Source organism: Micromonospora sp. NPDC007230 (assembly GCF_042869115.1).
Taxonomy (GTDB): domain Bacteria; phylum Actinomycetota; class Actinomycetes; order Mycobacteriales; family Micromonosporaceae; genus Micromonospora.
The window spans coordinates 201,085-217,149 of the sequence record NZ_JBIAFE010000003.1 but is presented as its reverse complement, the minus strand read 5'-3'; the positions used below and the strand labels follow the sequence as shown (position 1 = coordinate 217,149).

The following is a 16,065-nucleotide window of genomic DNA, read 5'->3' as shown; positions in this document are numbered from 1 at the left end:
CCGCCGGTGTCGTCGCACGGAACGTGGGCCGATCCGCTCACCAGCGCGTCGTCTCGTTCTTGTGCCCGAGTGCGGCCCACACCTCGGAAATCGTCTGGTAACGGGTGCCGTCGGGCAGGCGTTCCAGGGCGGCCACGATGTCCGCCGGCGCCTGGTTCTCCCGCGCGTTGGCCACCAGCGCGTCGCGGTCCCCAGGCAGCGCGGTCATGGTGATGAACCGGCCGAGGCGGCTGCGCGCCTCGACATCGTCCATGCTCATCCCCTGCGGGTTGCCGCCGCGGCTCGCGCCGGCCGTGAGCGTCTTCGGCTCCGGCTGGTCCTCACCCGCCGGCTCCGGCTGGCGGGACTCCTCGACGCGCGAGCCACCGGCCCCCGGACCCTGGATGAGGCCGCTGACGTCCTGGCTCATGTTGTCGTCGACCCTGGGTGAGTGCTTGCTGCTGCCACGTTCCATGCCGACAGACATGCCCGAGGGGACCGCCGGTAAACCGGGGGTGGCCGGCAGAGCCGGTCATCCGGTCACGAATCGGCCGGCGCGCGGGGCGGCAGCACCGGCTCGCCCGGGTCGGTGGCGCCGGTCTGCAGCACCCGGCCGCGCTGCAGCTCCGCGTTGACCTGCACGCCCAGCAGCAGGGCGCAGTTGGACAGGTAGAGCCAGACCAGGAAGGCGATGACCGCGCCGAGGCTGCCGTACGTGACGTCGTACGAGCCGAAGTTGGCGACGTAGAGGCCGAAGCCGGCCGAGGCGAGCACCCAGACCAGCAGAGCGAGGGCGCCGCCCGGCGTGAGCCAGCGGAACCGGGGCTGCCGGACGTTCGGGGCGATCCAGAACAGCAGCGACAGCAGGGCCATCGCCACCAGGGCGAGCAGCGGCCACTTCGCCACCGTCCACACCGTGCGGGCCAGGCCGCCGGCGTGCAGCCGGTCGCCGACCGCGTCGGTGACCGGGCCGCTGACGATCAGCCCGGTGGCGACCACCGCGAGCAGCACCAGCGACAACCCGGCCAGGCCGATCTGCAGCGGGCGCAGCCGGTAGAACGGCCGCCCCTCCGCGACGCCGTAGACGGCGTTGGACGCCCGGGTGAACGCGCCGATGAACCCGGACGCCGACCAGAGTGCGCCGAGCAGACCGAAGCTGAGCAGCACCTTCGCCGAGCCCTGCTGCTCCACCACGCCGCGGACCACGCTGACGAAGCCGTCGTTGCCGACCACCGACCCGGCGCCGATCTCCCGCGCCAGGCCGATCACCGTGTCGACGGTCCGCTCGCCGTCGGAGACCAGACCGACCAGGGCGACCACCACGACGGTCGCGGGGAAGAGCGCCAGCACTCCGTAGTACGTCAACGCCGCGGCCCAGTCGGCGCAGTTGTCCTTGACGAAGTTCCGCCCGCTGCCGACCAGCACCCCGCGCCAGGTCGCCCAGCTCAGCTGGCGTACCCGGCGGGGTATCCGGGCCTGCTTCCGGGCCGGGACCGCCCGCTCCGTCGTCGCCGCCATGACCGCCTCCTCGACCCGGGCGCGCCCGTCGCGCGTGGCCCGGCGGTACCCCGGCGCGGAAATCGACAAACCGGGTGGCGGTTTGCGGCCGGAACGCGGGGGAACGGTCATAGGAACCCATCGAGACGGAGGAGGACGAGATGCCCGGGCGCGAGGTACTGCCCAGCACGCTGCGGCGCTCCCCGGCGAAGGCGCAGCGGACCTGGGAGAAGACGCACGACTCGGCCGTGGAGACGTACGGCGAGGGACAGAGGGCGCACCGCACCGCGTTCGCCGCGGTGAAGCACGAGTTCGAGAAGGTCGGCGACCACTGGGAGCCCAAGGGACGCAAGGGCCCGAGCGACCGCCAGGCCGCCGGAGGTGGCCCGGCGCGGCGGGCACCCACCGCCGCCGGAGTGGACGCCAACGCGCCCAAGGAGCACCTCATGGAGGTCGCCAAGAAGCTGGACGTGCCCGGCCGGTCCCGGATGACCAAGCCGGAACTGGTCAAGGCGATCCAGAAGGCGAACGCCCGCGAGACCACCAAGGCCCGCGAGAGCGCCAAGTCCCGCGGCCGCTGACCGCACCACCGGAAAGGGTGGCTGTCCCTCGGACAGCCACCCTCCAGGTCGGTCACCAGTGGCCGCCGCCCGGCGCCTCGATGTGCACCGTCTTCACCGTGCTGAACTCGTCCAGCAGTTCCGGGCCGTACCCGAAGCCCTGGCCGCTGCCGCGGCGCGGCTGCGCGGCGCCGCCCGGCGCGCCCCCGAAGACCGCGTTCACCTTGACGGTGCCCACCGGCAGCTCCCGCCAAGCCCGGTGGGCGTGGCTCATCGAGCCGGTCAGCACCGTGGCGGCCAGCCCGTACGGCGAGTCGGCGGCGCAGCGCAGCCCCTCGCTGAACGAGTCGACCACGACCACCGGGGCGACCGGGCCGAACGTCTCCTCCCGCACCAGCACCATCTCGTGTCGGCAGTCCGACACCACCGTGGCCGGGTAGAACGCCCCCGGGCCGTCCGGGAGCTCTCCGCCGGTGCGGAGCCGCGCCCCCTCGGCCACCGCCGCGGTGACCTGCCCGTGCACGTGGTCCCGGTGCCGCCGGTCCACCAGCGGCCCGAGCTGCGTACCGGGTTCCCGGCCGGGGCCCACGGTCAGCGCCTCCGCCCGCTGGATCAGCGCGTCGACGAAGTCCTCGGCCACGTCCCGGTGCACGTAGATGCGTTCCACGGCGACGCAGATCTGCCCGGCGTTCGCGAAGCAGCCCAGCGCGGCCTGATCGGCCGCCCAGACCGGATCCACCCCATTGTCGATCACCAGCGGGTCGCTGCCGCCGTTCTCCAGCAGCACCTTGGCGCCGGTGCGGGCGCCGGCGGCGGCGATCGCCCGGCCGGTGGCGGTGGACCCGACGTGGGCCACCACGTCCACGTCCTGGCCGGCCAGCGCCGCGCCCACCTCGGCCCCACCGGTGAGCAGGGACAGCACCCCGGCCGGCAGCGCGGCGTCGAGGGCCCGCGCCAGCAGCCAGCCGGTGGCCGGGGTGCGCTCGCTGGGCTTGTAGAGCACGACGTTTCCGGTCACCAGGGCCGCGCCGAGCAGGCCGCAGGAGACCGCGACCGGGTCGTTCCAGGGGGTGATCGCGGCGACCACGCCGCGCGGTTCGGGGGTCATGAAGTCGAGGGCGACGTGTCCGCCGTGCAGCGTCCGCCCGCCGCGCAGCGGGCCGAGCTCCGCGTACTGGCGCAGGGTGCCGATGCCGGCCGTCACGCCGCCGCGGGCGTCGTCCAGCGGCTTGCCCATCTCGGCCGTGGTGGCCTGGGCCAGCTCCTCCGCGGCGGCCTCGACCGCGTCCGCCGCCCGGTGCAGCGCCGCCGCCCGCTCCGCCGGGTCGGTCACCGCCCAGTCCGCCGCCACGCCCCGGGCGGCCTCGACCGCCTTCGCGACCTCGTCCGCCGTCGCCACCGGCACGGTGGCCACCGGGGAGTCGTCGGCCGGATCACGTACGACCAGTTCGCCCCCCTCACCACCCGCGCCCCACACTCCACCTATGAGTTGCGCAACCGTGTACATGCGGCGGTGGATGCCCCGACCCGGCCGAGGCAAACGCGTTTTGCCCGGTAACCGGCCGGGTAGGCGGATCGGATGAGCCCGCCCGGCGCGCAGAGCGCGGACGCTGTGGTCATCGGCGCCGGCCACAACGGTCTGGTGGCCGCCAACCTGCTCGCCGACGCGGGCTGGGACGTCCTGGTGCTGGAGGCCACCCAGGCGCCGGGCGGGGCGGTCCGCTCGGCCCAGGTCACCGCCCCCGGTTACCTCAGCGATCTCTACAGCTCGTTCTATCCGCTCGGCTACGCCTCCCCGGTGCTGCGCCGGCTCGGCCTCGAACGGTACGGGCTGGCCTGGACGCACGCCCCGGACGTGCTGGCCCATCTGCTACCGGACGGCCGGGCGGCGGTGGTTAACCGGGACCTGGAGGTGACCGCGGCCTCGCTGGCGGCGTTCGCCCCCGGCGACGGGGACAGCTGGCGGCAGGCGTACGCGGCCTGGTGCGAGGTGGCCGAGCCGATGCTCGGCGTCATCACCAGCCCCTTCCCGCCGGTCCGTGGCGGGCTGACCCTGCTGCGCCGGCTCCACCTGTCGGGCGCGTTGCGGCTGGCCCGGCGGCTCGTCGTACCGGTCCGCAGGCTCGGCGACGAGCTCTTCGCCGGCGAGGGCGGGCCGGCGCTGCTCGCCGGCTGCGCGCTGCACACCGACCTGTCGCCCGACGAGGCCGGCTCCGGGGTGTACGGGTGGCTGCTCGCCATGCTCGGCCAGCAGGTCGGCTGGCCGGTGCCGGTCGGCGGCGCCCAGAAGATCACCGACGCGCTGGTGGCCCGGCTGGTCGAACGGGGCGGCCGGATCGACTACGGCGCCCGGGTCGACCGGGTGCTCACCGCCCGGGGGCGGGCCATGGGTGTCCGCACGGTCGGCGGCGCCAGCTGGCGGGCCCGGCGAGCGGTGCTCGCGGACGTGCCCGCCCCGGCGCTCTACCTGGACCTGGTGGGCCCGGCCGCGCTGCCGCCCCGCCTCGTCGAGGACCTGGCCCACTTCCGGTGGGACGGCTCCACGCTCAAGGTCGACTGGGCGCTGTCCGCGCCGGTGCCCTGGCGCAACCGGGCGGTGGCCGGCGCCGGCACGGTGCACCTCGGCGCCGACCTGAACGGGCTCACCACGTACTCGGCGGCGCTGGCCCGCGGCGAGGTGCCCCGGGACCCGTTCCTGCTGGTCGGGCAGATGTCGGTGGCCGATCCGAGCCACTCCCCGCCGGGCACCGAGTCGCTGTGGTCCTACACCCACCTGCCGTTCCGGCACGACTGGCGGGGCGAGGAACTCGCCGCACAGGTGGCGCGGATGGAGGAGGTGCTGGAGGACGCCGCACCCGGGTTCCGCTCGCTGATCGTCGGGCGGCACGTGGCCGGCCCGGCCGAGCTGGAGGCGGGCGATCCCAGCCTGGTCGGCGGCGCGCTCGCCGGCGGCACCGCGGCCGCGTACCAGCAGCTCTTCCTGCGGCCGATCCCCGGCCTGGGGCGCGCGGACACCCCGGTGGACCGGCTCTTCCTGGCCAGTGCCTCGGCGCATCCGGGCGGCGGCGTGCACGGCGCGCCCGGCGCGAACGCCGCGCGGGCCGCCCTGGCGCGCGACCGCGCGCTCACCGGCGGCCTGTACGCGGGCGCGATCGGCGCGGCGCACCGGGCGGTCTACCGCTGACGCCCGCCGTGCTCGGTGTGTTCGACGGCGTTTTGTGCTCGGCGTGCTCGACTCCGCCGTGCTCGGCGTGCTCGGCGGTCCGCGTGCTCGGCGTGCTCCGGACTCGGAAAGCTCGGCGCGCACCCGTGCGTGCTCACCGTGCCGGTGGCCGCGAAGTTCGGCGGCCGGGAACGGGTGCGCTCGCCGCCCACGGCGCACTCGGCCCGCCGGCGGCGACGGTTCGTCGGCGCGGCGGTGTGCGGGCAGCGGCGCGCGATCACGGTGCGTGAGCCATGTGGCCTGCCGGTACTATGCCGCGCGTTGCCTTTGCTCTGCAGCCAGATACGCAGCGGTCACGGTCGGTACATGAAGCGAAGTCGGGCGACAGTGGCCGCTGATGCAATATCCCAGGTCATCGCGGTGTTGCGTGGATGGCTGCAGAGCAAAGGCGGGCGGCAGGCGCCGTGGGCAGCGGGAGAGTTCTCACGCTGCGTCACGATGACGCAGCGTGAGGCTGGAGATGGTGGATCGCTGCCGTCAGTCCGGCAGGTTGCGGTGCCGGGCCCGCAGCATGAACGGCATCAGCGCGCTCTCGATCTTGGTGGCGGTGGTCATCTTCGAGGCGCCGTCGCGGCGCTCCTCGAAGCGGATCGGCACCTCCAGGATGGTGTGCCCCAGCTTGGTGGCCAGGTAGTGCATTTCCACCTGGAAGCTGTAGCCGTTGGACTGCACCCGGTCCAGCCCGATGTCCCGCAGCGCGTCGGCCCGCCAGATCTTGAAGCCGGCGGTCAGGTCGCGGATCCGCACCCGCAGCAGGGTGTGCACGTAGAGGTTGGCCCAGCCGCTGAGCGCACGCCGGTAGAGCGGCCAGTTCTCGTCCAACTCGCCGCCGGGCACGTACCGGGAGCCGATGACCACGCTGGCCTGGGTGGAGAGCAGCGCGCCGAGCATGCCGGGCAGGGCCTCCGGCGGGTGCGACAGGTCCGCGTCCATCTGCGCGACGAACTCGGCGTCGCCGGCGAGCGCCCGCCCGATCCCGTCCACGTACGCCCGGCCGAGTCCCTCCTTGCCCGGGCGGTGCACCACGAGCACCCGGTCCGGGTGCTCGATGGCCAGTTTGTCGGCCACCTCGCCGGTCCCGTCCGGTGAGTTGTCGTCCGCGACGAGCACCTTCAATCCGGGCAGCGGCAGGGCGAGGAGCCGCTCGACCAGCACCGGGAGATTGCCCGCCTCGTTGTAGGTGGGAACGACGACGGTCAGGCGTGCGTCGCGCCACGGGGCGGGCAACTGCACGGGTTCGATCATCACGGACATCCTCGGTCGGCCGACATGGTTCACCTGAGAGGGTAGCCAGTCGCCCGCGCCAGGTCCGCACAGACGCCCGCTCGGCGGGCCGGAAGCGCCGTTTCGGGGGTTGCGGGCCGGCGGAACCGACCGTGCCGACCGGCGGTCACCGCGGGTGGCGTCAGCGCATCGTCTTCTGCCTGGTGGCGATGTCGGAGAGCCGGTTCAACATCTCCTTGTTGCGCTGACGCAGGACCAGGCCGTTGAGCCCGGTCCAGACCCAGCGCAACGGCCCGGCGGCGAAGTCCTCGCGGAAGCGGACCTGGGTCCGGCCGCCGTCGAGCGGTTCCAGGGTGAAGTCGACGATCGCCTCGCCCGCCGGCCACAGCCTCGCGCGGAGCACGAGCCGGTGCGCCGGTTCGCAGGCCAGCACGTGGGAGCAGTCCTGCAGCGAGAAGGGCCAGGGTCCGACCCGGTGGTGCAGCCGGCTGCCGACCTGCGGCCAACTGTCGTCCACCCCCCGCACGTGCGACGTGCCGACCACCCAGTCGCTGTACGTCCACCCGTCGGCGAGCACGGCGAAGACCTGCTGCGGGGGTGCGTCGATCACTTTCTCCACAATCGCCACGCCAACCCCGTACCCCGCCTCCGCCACGGCTAACGACGACTCCGGGTTAGCTTCTCGGGGGCGACGGGTATCGCCGGACCGGGCCGGCGGAGTGCGGGAGGCACCGGCCGTGGCAGCACCGGCGGAGGCGGCTCCGCCGAAGTTGATGTTTACTCTTCGGGGGGTCGGGAACCCGCCGCCCGTGCGACGGGACCACGAGCGGGATCAGTGCAGGTCAGCCCGGGTTGACCCGGGTGCTGACCGGTTCCCGTCCGGCCTGTACGACGCAGTGCTGCTGGATCGGGACGGCACGCTCGTCGAGGACGTGCCCTACAACGGTGACCCGGAGAAGGTCCGCCCGGTGCCCGGTGCGCGGGAGGCGCTGGACCGGTTGCGCGCGGCCGGGCTGCGTCTGGCCGTGGTCAGCAACCAGTCCGGCCTGGCCCGGGGCTACTTCACCGAGCGGCAGATGCACGCCGTCCACGCCCGGGTGGAGGAACTGCTCGGCCCCTTCGACAGCTGGCAGATCTGCCCGCACGGCGAGCCGGACGGCTGTGCCTGCCGCAAGCCGGCGCCGGGTCTGGTGCACGCCGCCGCCCGGGCGCTGGGCACCACGCCGACCCGGTGCGTGCTGGTCGGCGACATCGGCGCCGACATGACCGCCGCCGCGGCGGCCGGCGCGGCCGGCATCCTGGTCCCCACCCCGGCCACCCGGGCGGCTGAGGTGGCTGCCGCGCCCACGGTCGCCCGCGACCTGCCGGAGGCGGCGACCGAGATCCTGCGCCGGGTGCGGCTGGTGGCCGCCCCCGGGTCCCCGCCACGGCGGGGCGCCGTCCTGGTGGCCCGCAGCGACGCGGCCGGGGACGTGCTGGTCACCGGCCCCGGCATCCGCGCCGTCGCGGCCGGCGCCGACCGCGTCGTACTGCTCTGCGGGCCACAAGGCCGGGCAGCCGCCGACCTGCTACCCGGCATCGACGAGATCATCGAATGGCCACTGCCCTGGATCGACGGCGACCCCCAACCCGTCGACCCACAGGACATGCACCACCTCACCACCCGCCTCACCACCACCCACGCCGACGAAGCAATCATCTTCACCTCCTTCCACCAGTCCCCCCTACCCCTCGCCCTTCTCCTACGCATCGCCGGCATACCCCGCATCAGCGCCATCAGCGACGACTACCCCGGCACCCTGCTCGACATCCGCCACCACGTCCCCACCGGCATACCCGAACCCGAACGAGCCCTCTCCCTCGCCGCCGCCGCCGGATACACCCTCCCCACCGACGACGAACCGGGACTACGACTGCGTACCGACCGGCTGCCGCCCGTCCCGGCCGGGGCCGGCGAGCCGGGCTATGTCGTGCTGCACCCGGGCTCCTCCGTGGAGACCCGGGCCTGCCCGCCCGAGCTGGCCACCCGGATCGTCCGGGTGCTCAGCGCCGCCGGGTACCGGGTGGTGGTGACCGGTGGCCCGGACGAACGGGACCTGACCGCGCGGGTCGCCGCCGCCGGCGGCGTTGACCTGGGCGGGCGTACCGGACTCGACGAACTGGCCGCCGTCATCGCCCGGGCCGGCGCCCTGGTGGTCGGTAACACCGGGCCGGCGCACCTGGCCGCCGCGCTCGGCGTGCCCGTGGTCAGCCTCTTCGCCCCCACCGTCCCGTTCGGGCAGTGGGGACCGTACCGGGTGCCGACCGTCCGGCTCGGCGACGCCGGGGCGCCGTGTCGGGACACCCGGGCCACCCGCTGCCCGGTCCCCGGGCACCCGTGCCTGTCGGCCGTGGAGCCGGGGCGCGTGCTGGAGGCGCTGCGGCTGCTCGGCGTACCCGCCGACGCGTCGGAGTCCGTCCTCGCCGGCCCGGTGGCCACCCGAACCGGCGGGGTGGGCAGATGAACATCCTGGTGTGGCACGTGCACGGGTCGTGGACCACGTCGTTCGTCCACGGCAAGCACCGCTATCTGGTGCCGGTCACGCCGGACCGGGGTCCGTACGGCCTCGGGCGGGCGCGGACCTACCGGTGGCCGGACAACGCCGTCGAGGTGACTCCCCAGCAGCTGCGTCGGTCCGAGGTGGACCTGGTGCTGCTCCAGCGCCCCGAGGAATTCGACCTGGCCTGCGAGTGGCTGGGCCGCCGGGTGGGCCGCGACGTGCCGGCGATCTACGTCGAGCACAACACCCCCAAGGGCGACGTGCCGAACACCCGCCACCCGATGGCCGACCGGGACGACCTGACCATCGCCCACGTCACCCACTTCAACGAGCTGTTCTGGGACAACGGCAACACCCGCACCACAGTCATCGAACACGGAGTGCTCCCACCGGCCGTCGAATGGACCGGCGAGCTGAACCGCCTGGCCGTGGTCATCAACGAACCGGTACGCCGCTGGCGCGTCACCGGCACCGACCTGCTCCCCCGCTTCGCCGAGATCGCCCCGCTGGACGTCTACGGCATGGGCGTAACCGGACTGGCCCACCACCTCGCACTACCACCCGACCGGCTCACCAGCCACGACGACGTGCCACAACACGCCATGCACACCGAACTCGCCCGACGACGGGCATACCTGCACCTGTGCCGGTGGACATCCCTCGGACTGAGCCTGATCGAGGCGATGACCATGGGTATGCCGGTGGTGGCGCTGGCCACCACCGAAGCCGTGGAGGCGGTGCCACCGTCCGCCGGCGCCCTCTCCACCCGGGTCGACGTGCTGCTGGAGGCGGCCCGGGGCCTCGTGGACGACCCGGCGGCGGCCCGCCGGGCCGGCACCGAGGCCCGCAGCGCCGCACGGCAGCGCTACGGCCTGGAGCGTTTCCTCGCCGACTGGGACCGGCTGCTGGAGGAGGAAGTATGCGCATCGCGATGATCTCGGAGCACGCCAGCCCGCTCGCCGTCCTCGGCGGGGAGGACGCCGGTGGCCAGAACACGCATGTCGCGGAGCTCTCCGCCGCGCTCGCGGCCGCCGGCCACGACGTCCGGGTCTACACCCGGCGCGACGCCGTCGACCTGCCCGTGACGGTCCGCACCGCGGACGGCTACGAGGTGGTGCACGTGCCCGCCGGACCGGCCGAGCCGGTCGCCAAGGACGACCTGCTGCCGTACATGCCCGCGTTCGGGGAGTGGTTGGCCGAGCGGTGGCGGGCCGGCGACTGGCAGCCGGAGGTGGTCCACGGGCACTTCTGGATGAGCGGTCTCGCCGCACTCGCCGCCGGCCGGCGGACCGGGGTGCCGGTGGTGCAGACGTACCACGCGCTCGGCACCGTGAAGCGGCGCCACCAGGGCGCGCAGGACACCAGCCCGCCAGGCCGGATCGAGCACGAGCGCAAGCTGGGCCGCTCGGTCGACCGGGTGGTGGCCCAGTGCCAGGACGAGGTCGCCGAGCTGGTCCGGCTGGGGGTGCCCCGGTCCCGGATGACCGTCGTCCCGTCCGGGGTGAACCTGAGCACCTTCGCCCCGCTCGGCCCGGTCGCCGAACGGGACGGCGACCGGCCGCGCATCCTCACCGTGGGGCGACTGGTGGAACGCAAGGGCTTCCAGGACGTCATCCGGGCCACCGCGCTGGTCCCCGACGCCGAGTGCGTGGTGGTGGGCGGACCACCGGCCGGGCTGCTGGAGACCGACCCGTACGCGCGGCGGCTGCGGGCGCTCGCCGAGTCCTGCGGGGTCGCCGACCGGGTCAAGCTGATCGGCGCGGTGCCCCGGGAGGAGATGGGCCGCTGGTACCGGTCGGCGGACGTGCTGGTGGCCGCCCCCTGGTACGAGCCGTTCGGACTCACCCCGCTGGAGGCGATGGCCTGCGGCGTACCGGTGATCGGCACCGCGGTCGGCGGGCTGACCGACACGGTGGTGCCCGGACGGACCGGCGACCTGGTGCCCGCCCGGGACCCGGCGGCCCTCGGTGCGGCGATCCGCCGACTCTTCGGTGACCGGATCCGCCGGTTCGCCTACGCCACGGCGGCCCTGGACCGGGCCCGCACCCGCTACTCCTGGTCGAGCACCGCCGAGCGGCTGGCGGAGGTGTACGGCCAGGTGGCCACCGTGCGTCGACCCACCCGGGTGGTCGCCTGATGACGGCGCCCGGACCCGTGGTCGGCGCAACGGTGCTGGAGGACCACCTGACGCACCTGGCCGCCGCGTTGCTGCCGTTCCGGCAGTCGGAGGAGCTGCTGGCCCGCTGGGGCGGGGAGTTGGCGCACCGGCTGGCCGGCGGCGGGCGGCTGCTGGTGGCGGGCAATGGGGGCAGCGCCGCGGAGGCCCAGCACCTCACCGCCGAACTCGTCGGCAAACTCCGCGACGACCGGGAACCCCTGTCCGCCATCGCCCTGCACGCCGAAACCTCCGCCCTCACCGCCATCGGCAACGACTACGGCTACGACGAGGTCTTCGCCCGCCAGGTCCGCGCCCACGGCCGACCCGACGACATCCTCCTGCTCCTGACCACCAGCGGCACCAGCACCAACCTCCTCACCGCCGCCCACGCCGCACGCGAGACCGGACTGCGCTGCTGGGCCTTCACCGGCCCGACACCCAACCCACTCGCCGACACCTGCCACGAAGTCCTCGCCATCGACTCGCCGGAGAGCCAGGTGGTGCAGGAGCTGCACCTGGTCGCCACCCACGTGCTCTGCGAGTACGTCGATCGGGCCCTGCCGGCGGCGCTGGCCGCGCGGACGGCGGCCGGGTCGGGCCCGGTGCGTACCGGCGTCGAGGTGGTGCTCGGTGACGACACCGGCCGGGAGGTGCAGGCCCGATGAGGAGGTCGAACGTGACGGGACCCGTGGTGGTGCTCGGCGACACCCTGTTGGACCGGGACGTCGAGGGCACGGTGAACCGGCTCTGCCCGGACTCCCCGGTGCCGGTGCTCGACGAGGGCACGTACGTCGACCGCCCCGGCGGCGCCGGCCTGGCCGCGGTCTTCGCCGCCGCCGAGGGCGCCGAGGTCGCGCTGGTCACCGCGGTCGCCGACGACGCCGGCGGGGCCCGGCTCGGCACGCTGCTCGCCGCCGCCGGCGTGCAGTTGTACGCGCTGCCGCTGGCCGGGTCCACCCCGGAGAAGATCCGGCTGCGGGCCCGCGGCCGGGTGCTGCTGCGGCACGACCGCGGCGGGCCGGCCGGCGAGCCCGGTGAGCCGAGCGAGGTGGTGCTGCGGCTGCTCGCCGACGCCGCCGTGGTGCTGGTCAGCGACTACGGCCGGGGCGTCGCCCGGGATCCGGCGCTGCGGGCGGCGCTCGCCGCCACCCGCGCGCCGGTGGTGTGGGACCCGCACCCGCGTGGGCCGGAGGCGGTGCCCGGGGTGCACCTGGCTACCCCGAACGAGGCGGAGGCGCGCGAGCTGGCGAAGGTGCGGCCGGGCGCGTCCCGCCTGGTCACCGCGTCCCGGAGCGCCCAGGCCCTGCGCCAGCGCTGGCAGGCCGGCGCGGTCGCGGTGACCATGGGCGGGGAGGGCGCGCTGCTCTGCCACGCCGGCTCGACCCCGCTGGTGGTCCCCGCGCCGGCCAGCGCGGAGGGGGACACCTGCGGGGCGGGGGACCGGTTCGCGGCCACGGCCGCCCTCGCCCTGGCCGGGGGCGCGCTCGTCTCCGAGGCGGTGCAGGCGGCCGTCGCCGAGGCATCCGCGTACGTGGCCGGTGGGGGAGTGGGCACCGCGCTGCCCGCCCCGGTCCGGGACGCCTCACCGGTGGTGGTCTCCGGCGGCGGGGACCGGATCGGCGCCGACGCCGCCGGTGCGGTGGTCGCCGAGGTGCGGGCCGCCGGCGGCACGGTGGTCGCCACCGGCGGCTGCTTCGACCTGCTGCACGCCGGGCACGTGGCGACCCTCCAGGCGGCCCGGCAGCTCGGCGACTGCCTCGTCGTCTGCCTCAACTCCGACGCCAGCGTGGCCGGCCTGAAGGGCCCCGAGCGCCCGGTCGTGCCGCAGGGCGACCGCAGCCGACTGCTCGCCGCGCTGGGCTGCGTGGACGCGGTGGTGATCTTCGACGAGCCGACGCCGCACGCGGCGCTCTCCTGGCTGCGGCCGGACATCTGGGTCAAGGGCGGCGACTACGCCAGCGGTGGCGGCGCGGAGACCCTGCCCGAGGCGGAGATCCTGGCCCGCTGGGGCGGGCACACGGTGGTCGTGCCCTATCTGGACGGGCGGTCCACCAGCGACATGATCGCGGCGGCCCGCGCCGGTCGGGGCTCCGCCCTCCCGCCGGGCGGCGGCGTCCCGCCCGGCACCGGCGGCCCGGCGCGGGCGGCGGTCATCCGGCCGACGGCGGAGGGGGCACGATGAGCGAGCGCAGCAGTCCACCCGGAGCCGGCCCCACTGTCCTGGTCACCGGCGGCGCGAGCGGGCTGGGCGCCGCGGTGGTCACCGCGGTGGCCCGCGCCGGCGGCCGTCCCCTCGTGCTGGATCGGCAGCGCCCCGCGGACGGGGTTCCGTGGATCGAGTGCGATCTGGCCGACACCCGGGCCGCCGAGGCCGCCACCCGGGATCTGGCCGAGCGTTCCGGCGGGCTGGACGCCGTGGTCACCGCCGCCGGCATGGACATGCCGGGCCGGCTGGCCGACATCCCGGGGGAGACCTGGGAACGGATCGTCACGGTCGACCTGCTCGCCACGGCCGCGGTGATCCGGGCCGCGCTGCCGTATCTGGAAGCCGCCCGGGGGAACATCGTCACGGTCGCCTCCACCCTCGGTGTGAAGGCGGTCAGCGACGCCACCGCGTACTGCGCGGCGAAGTTCGGGGTGGTCGGCTTCACACGGGCGCTCGCCGCCGAGCTGGCCGGCGCGGTCGGTGTCACCCTGCTCATCCCCGGCGGCATGCGCACCGCGTTCTTCGACGAGCGGGACGCGCAGTACCGGCCCGGCCCGGACGCGGCGCTCAACGAACCCGCCGACACCGCCGCTGCGATCATGTTCGCCCTCTCCCAGCCGGTCGGCTGCGCCGTACGGGAGATGGTGGTCTGCGCCGAGCAGGAATCCTCGTACCCGTGATCCTCGTGCTCCGGGCGCTCGGCGTCGGCGACCTGGCCACCGCCGTCCCTGCGCTGCGCGGCCTGCGGGCCGGCTTCCCGTACCGCGAGCTGGTGCTGGCCGCGCCGGCCTGGCTGGCGCCGCTGGCCGACCTGGTCGGCGGGATTGACCGGGTGCTGCCCACCGACGGGCTGGCGGATCACCCGGCCTGGCCCGGCCCGCCGCCGGAGGTGGCGGTCAACCTGCACGGGCGGGGCCCGCAGTCGCACCGGATGCTCGCCGCCGCCCGGCCCGGCCGGCTGCTCGCCTTCGCGAACGCCGAGGCGGGGCACGGTGACGGCCCGCCGTGGGACGGCGACGAGCACGAGGTCCGCCGCTGGTGCCGGCTGCTGGACTGGTACGGCCTGCCGACCGACCCGGGCGACCTGGCGCTGCGTCGCCCGCCCGCCGCCGGGATGCCGGCCGGCGTCACCGTGCTGCACCCGGGGAGCAAGATCCCGGCGAAGCGCTGGCCGGCGGGGCGGTTTTCGGCGCTCGCCCGGACCCTCGCCGACCGGGGGCACCGGGTGATGCTCACCGGTTCGACCGGCGAGCGGGACCTGTCCGCCCGGATCGCCCGGGACGCCGGGCTGACGCCGGACGCGGTGCTCGCCGGCCGGACCGACCTGGCCGAGCTGGCCGCCCTGGTCGCCGACGCCCGGCTGGTGGTCAGCGGGGACACCGGGGTGGCCCACCTGGCCACCGGGTACGGCACCGCGTCGGTGGTGCTCTTCGGGCCGGTGCCGCCGGCGCACTGGGGGCCGCCGCCGGACCGGCCCCGGCACCGGGTGCTCGACGTCACGCGCCGCCCCGGGCTCGACCGGGGTTGGCGGGCCGGCGTCGGGGTAGAAAGCCACCCGACTCTGGCGGTCATTCAGGTGGACGAGGTGCTGGCCGCCGTGGACGAGGCGGAACGGGCGATGCGAGTCTCCGGTGCGATTACGGCGTAGCGATCCGGGCCGGCCGGGGTACGGACGCCGGCGGCGCGGCAAGGGCTGGCTGTTCGTCGACCCGGAGGGCGCGCCGGTTCGCGACCCCGACGAGCTAACTCGGCTGCGCGATCTCGTCATCCCGCCGGCCTGGCGGGACGTGTGGATCTCGCCGTACCCGAACGGGCACATCCAGGCCACCGGCATCGACGCGGCCGGGCGCAAGCAGTACCTCTACCACCCGCAGTGGCGGCAGAAGCGCGACGAGGCCAAGTTCGACCACGTGCTCGAGGTGGCGCACCGGCTACCGGTGCTGCGCGACCAGGTGGACCACGACCTGGCGCTGCGCGGGCTGCGCCGGGAACGCGTCCTCGCCACCGTCGCCCGGCTGCTGGACATGGGCACCTTCCGGGTCGGCAGCGACCAGTACGCCACCGGTGACGACCCCACCTTCGGCGTCGCCACCCTGCGCCCCGAGCACGCCCGGTCCCGGGACGGCTGCGTGGTCTTCGAGTTCCCGGCGAAGGGCGGCATCGAGCAGGTACGCCGGATCGAGGACGCCGAGCTGTGCCGGGTGCTGACCAGCCTGCGGCGCCGGCGGCGGGCCGAGGAGCGGCTGTTCGGCTACTGGGACGGCCGGCTCTGGCGGGACGTACGCAGCGACGAGGTCAACGACTACCTGCGGGACGCCAGCGGCGGGGAGATGACCGCAAAGGACTTCCGTACCTGGCACGCCACGGTGCTGGCCGCCACCGAGCTGGCGACGGCCGGCGCCCAGCGCTCCGCGACGGCCCGGAAGCGGGCGGTCGCCGCGGTGATGCGCTCGGTCGCCGAGCTGCTCGGCAACACGCCCACCGTGGCCCGCACGTCCTACGTGGACCCGCGGGTGGTGGACCTCTACCACGACGGGGTGGTGGTCCCGGTGGAGCCGGCGACGCCGCGGCAGGCGGTGGAGAAGGCCGTGCTGGCGCTGCTGGAGGAGGCGGCCTGACCGGCCCCGTCGTGAGGTCCTGGGGGGAGATGGACGGGGCCGGAATCCGGCGTGGCCGTC

15 protein-coding genes are annotated in these 16,065 nt (G+C 75.0%); 10 read left to right on the top strand and 5 right to left on the bottom strand.

Annotated elements, in window-relative coordinates:
- Positions 1 to 37 precede the first annotated feature (37 nt).
- Both ACFYML_RS06220 and ACFYML_RS06215 read right to left on the bottom strand, forming a co-directional pair.
- Positions 38 to 454 (bottom strand): DUF2795 domain-containing protein, encoded by a 417-nt coding sequence (locus tag ACFYML_RS06220; protein ID WP_387277661.1) that lies wholly within the window; start codon positions 452 to 454, stop codon positions 38 to 40.
- Positions 455 to 519: 65 nt separating this feature from the next.
- Complete coding sequence (locus ACFYML_RS06215) at positions 520 to 1,497, bottom strand: YihY/virulence factor BrkB family protein (protein ID WP_387419561.1); 978 nt, start codon at positions 1,495 to 1,497, stop codon at positions 520 to 522.
- 140 nt (positions 1,498 to 1,637) lie between these two features.
- Between ACFYML_RS06215 and ACFYML_RS06210 the strand changes: the two genes are divergently transcribed.
- Positions 1,638 to 2,057, top strand: a complete 420-nt coding sequence (locus ACFYML_RS06210) for a ChaB family protein (protein WP_387277665.1) — start codon at positions 1,638 to 1,640, stop codon at positions 2,055 to 2,057.
- 52 nt (positions 2,058 to 2,109) lie between these two features.
- Here the strand turns inward: ACFYML_RS06210 and ACFYML_RS06205 are convergent, their stop codons facing one another.
- Positions 2,110 to 3,543 carry an aldehyde dehydrogenase family protein gene (locus ACFYML_RS06205; RefSeq protein ID WP_387419560.1) on the bottom strand — a complete coding sequence of 478 codons (1,434 nt, stop codon included), beginning with the start codon at positions 3,541 to 3,543 and terminating at the stop codon, positions 2,110 to 2,112.
- A 72-nt stretch (positions 3,544 to 3,615) separates the two neighbouring features.
- On the opposite strand from ACFYML_RS06205, the gene ACFYML_RS06200 reads away from it, so the two are divergent.
- On the top strand, positions 3,616 to 5,220 hold the full coding sequence (locus tag ACFYML_RS06200) for a phytoene desaturase family protein (RefSeq protein WP_387419559.1): 1,605 nt from the start codon (positions 3,616 to 3,618) through the stop codon (positions 5,218 to 5,220).
- A gap of 516 nt (positions 5,221 to 5,736) precedes the next feature.
- Here ACFYML_RS06200 and ACFYML_RS06195 read toward each other — a convergent pair.
- Both ACFYML_RS06195 and ACFYML_RS06190 read right to left on the bottom strand, forming a co-directional pair.
- Positions 5,737 to 6,504, bottom strand: a complete 768-nt coding sequence (locus ACFYML_RS06195) for a polyprenol monophosphomannose synthase (RefSeq protein WP_357441126.1) — start codon at positions 6,502 to 6,504, stop codon at positions 5,737 to 5,739.
- Between the two features lie 160 nt (positions 6,505 to 6,664).
- Positions 6,665 to 7,111 (bottom strand): SRPBCC family protein, encoded by a 447-nt coding sequence (locus ACFYML_RS06190; protein ID WP_387419558.1) that lies wholly within the window; start codon positions 7,109 to 7,111, stop codon positions 6,665 to 6,667.
- 145 nt (positions 7,112 to 7,256) lie between these two features.
- Between ACFYML_RS06190 and ACFYML_RS06185 the strand changes: the two genes are divergently transcribed.
- From ACFYML_RS06185 to ACFYML_RS06150, 8 genes are read left to right on the top strand one after another with little or no spacing between them, the layout of a single operon-like run.
- Complete coding sequence (locus ACFYML_RS06185) at positions 7,257 to 8,987, top strand: HAD-IIIA family hydrolase (RefSeq protein ID WP_387419557.1); 1,731 nt, start codon at positions 7,257 to 7,259, stop codon at positions 8,985 to 8,987.
- The gene (locus tag ACFYML_RS06180; protein WP_387419556.1) at positions 8,984 to 9,958 is read left to right on the top strand and encodes a glycosyltransferase; all 975 of its coding nucleotides are present in this window, start codon (positions 8,984 to 8,986) and stop codon (positions 9,956 to 9,958) included. The genes ACFYML_RS06185 and ACFYML_RS06180 overlap by 4 nt, the downstream gene beginning before the upstream one ends.
- On the top strand, positions 9,943 to 11,160 hold the full coding sequence (locus tag ACFYML_RS06175; protein WP_387419555.1) for a glycosyltransferase: 1,218 nt from the start codon (positions 9,943 to 9,945) through the stop codon (positions 11,158 to 11,160). The genes ACFYML_RS06180 and ACFYML_RS06175 overlap by 16 nt, the downstream gene beginning before the upstream one ends.
- A complete protein-coding gene (locus ACFYML_RS06170; RefSeq protein WP_387419554.1) occupies positions 11,160 to 11,846 on the top strand; it encodes an SIS domain-containing protein in 687 nt (228 codons plus the stop codon). Before ACFYML_RS06175 ends, ACFYML_RS06170 begins: the two co-directional genes overlap by 1 nt.
- Positions 11,847 to 11,857: 11 nt before the next feature.
- Positions 11,858 to 13,363: a PfkB family carbohydrate kinase gene (locus tag ACFYML_RS06165; protein WP_387419553.1), complete on the top strand. Its 1,506-nt coding sequence runs from the start codon at positions 11,858 to 11,860 to the stop codon at positions 13,361 to 13,363.
- Positions 13,360 to 14,067 (top strand): SDR family oxidoreductase, encoded by a 708-nt coding sequence (locus ACFYML_RS06160; RefSeq protein WP_387419552.1) that lies wholly within the window; start codon positions 13,360 to 13,362, stop codon positions 14,065 to 14,067. The genes ACFYML_RS06165 and ACFYML_RS06160 overlap by 4 nt, the downstream gene beginning before the upstream one ends.
- Positions 14,064 to 15,035 (top strand): glycosyltransferase family 9 protein, encoded by a 972-nt coding sequence (locus ACFYML_RS06155; protein WP_387419551.1) that lies wholly within the window; start codon positions 14,064 to 14,066, stop codon positions 15,033 to 15,035. Before ACFYML_RS06160 ends, ACFYML_RS06155 begins: the two co-directional genes overlap by 4 nt.
- Positions 15,019 to 16,005, top strand: a complete 987-nt coding sequence (locus ACFYML_RS06150; protein WP_387419550.1) for a DNA topoisomerase IB — start codon at positions 15,019 to 15,021, stop codon at positions 16,003 to 16,005. Before ACFYML_RS06155 ends, ACFYML_RS06150 begins: the two co-directional genes overlap by 17 nt.
- The last annotated feature ends 60 nt before the right edge of the window (positions 16,006 to 16,065 follow it).

Excerpts from the sequence above, each read along its gene's own strand:
- ACFYML_RS06200 (WP_387419559.1), top strand. The coding sequence starts at position 3,616 with ATGAGCCCGCCCGGCGCGCAGAGCGCGGACGCTGTGGTCATCGGCGCC.
- ACFYML_RS06195 (WP_357441126.1), bottom strand. The coding sequence starts at position 6,504 with ATGATCGAACCCGTGCAGTTGCCCGCCCCGTGGCGCGACGCACGCCTG.
- ACFYML_RS06220 (WP_387277661.1), bottom strand. The coding sequence starts at position 454 with ATGGAACGTGGCAGCAGCAAGCACTCACCCAGGGTCGACGACAACATG.
- ACFYML_RS06185 (WP_387419557.1), top strand. The coding sequence starts at position 7,257 with ATGTTTACTCTTCGGGGGGTCGGGAACCCGCCGCCCGTGCGACGGGAC.
- ACFYML_RS06205 (WP_387419560.1), bottom strand. The coding sequence starts at position 3,543 with ATGTACACGGTTGCGCAACTCATAGGTGGAGTGTGGGGCGCGGGTGGT.
- ACFYML_RS06170 (WP_387419554.1), top strand. The coding sequence starts at position 11,160 with ATGACGGCGCCCGGACCCGTGGTCGGCGCAACGGTGCTGGAGGACCAC.
- ACFYML_RS06215 (WP_387419561.1), bottom strand. The coding sequence starts at position 1,497 with ATGGCGGCGACGACGGAGCGGGCGGTCCCGGCCCGGAAGCAGGCCCGG.
- ACFYML_RS06210 (WP_387277665.1), top strand. The coding sequence starts at position 1,638 with ATGCCCGGGCGCGAGGTACTGCCCAGCACGCTGCGGCGCTCCCCGGCG.
- ACFYML_RS06180 (WP_387419556.1), top strand. The coding sequence starts at position 8,984 with ATGAACATCCTGGTGTGGCACGTGCACGGGTCGTGGACCACGTCGTTC.
- ACFYML_RS06175 (WP_387419555.1), top strand. The coding sequence starts at position 9,943 with ATGCGCATCGCGATGATCTCGGAGCACGCCAGCCCGCTCGCCGTCCTC.
- ACFYML_RS06160 (WP_387419552.1), top strand. The coding sequence starts at position 13,360 with ATGAGCGAGCGCAGCAGTCCACCCGGAGCCGGCCCCACTGTCCTGGTC.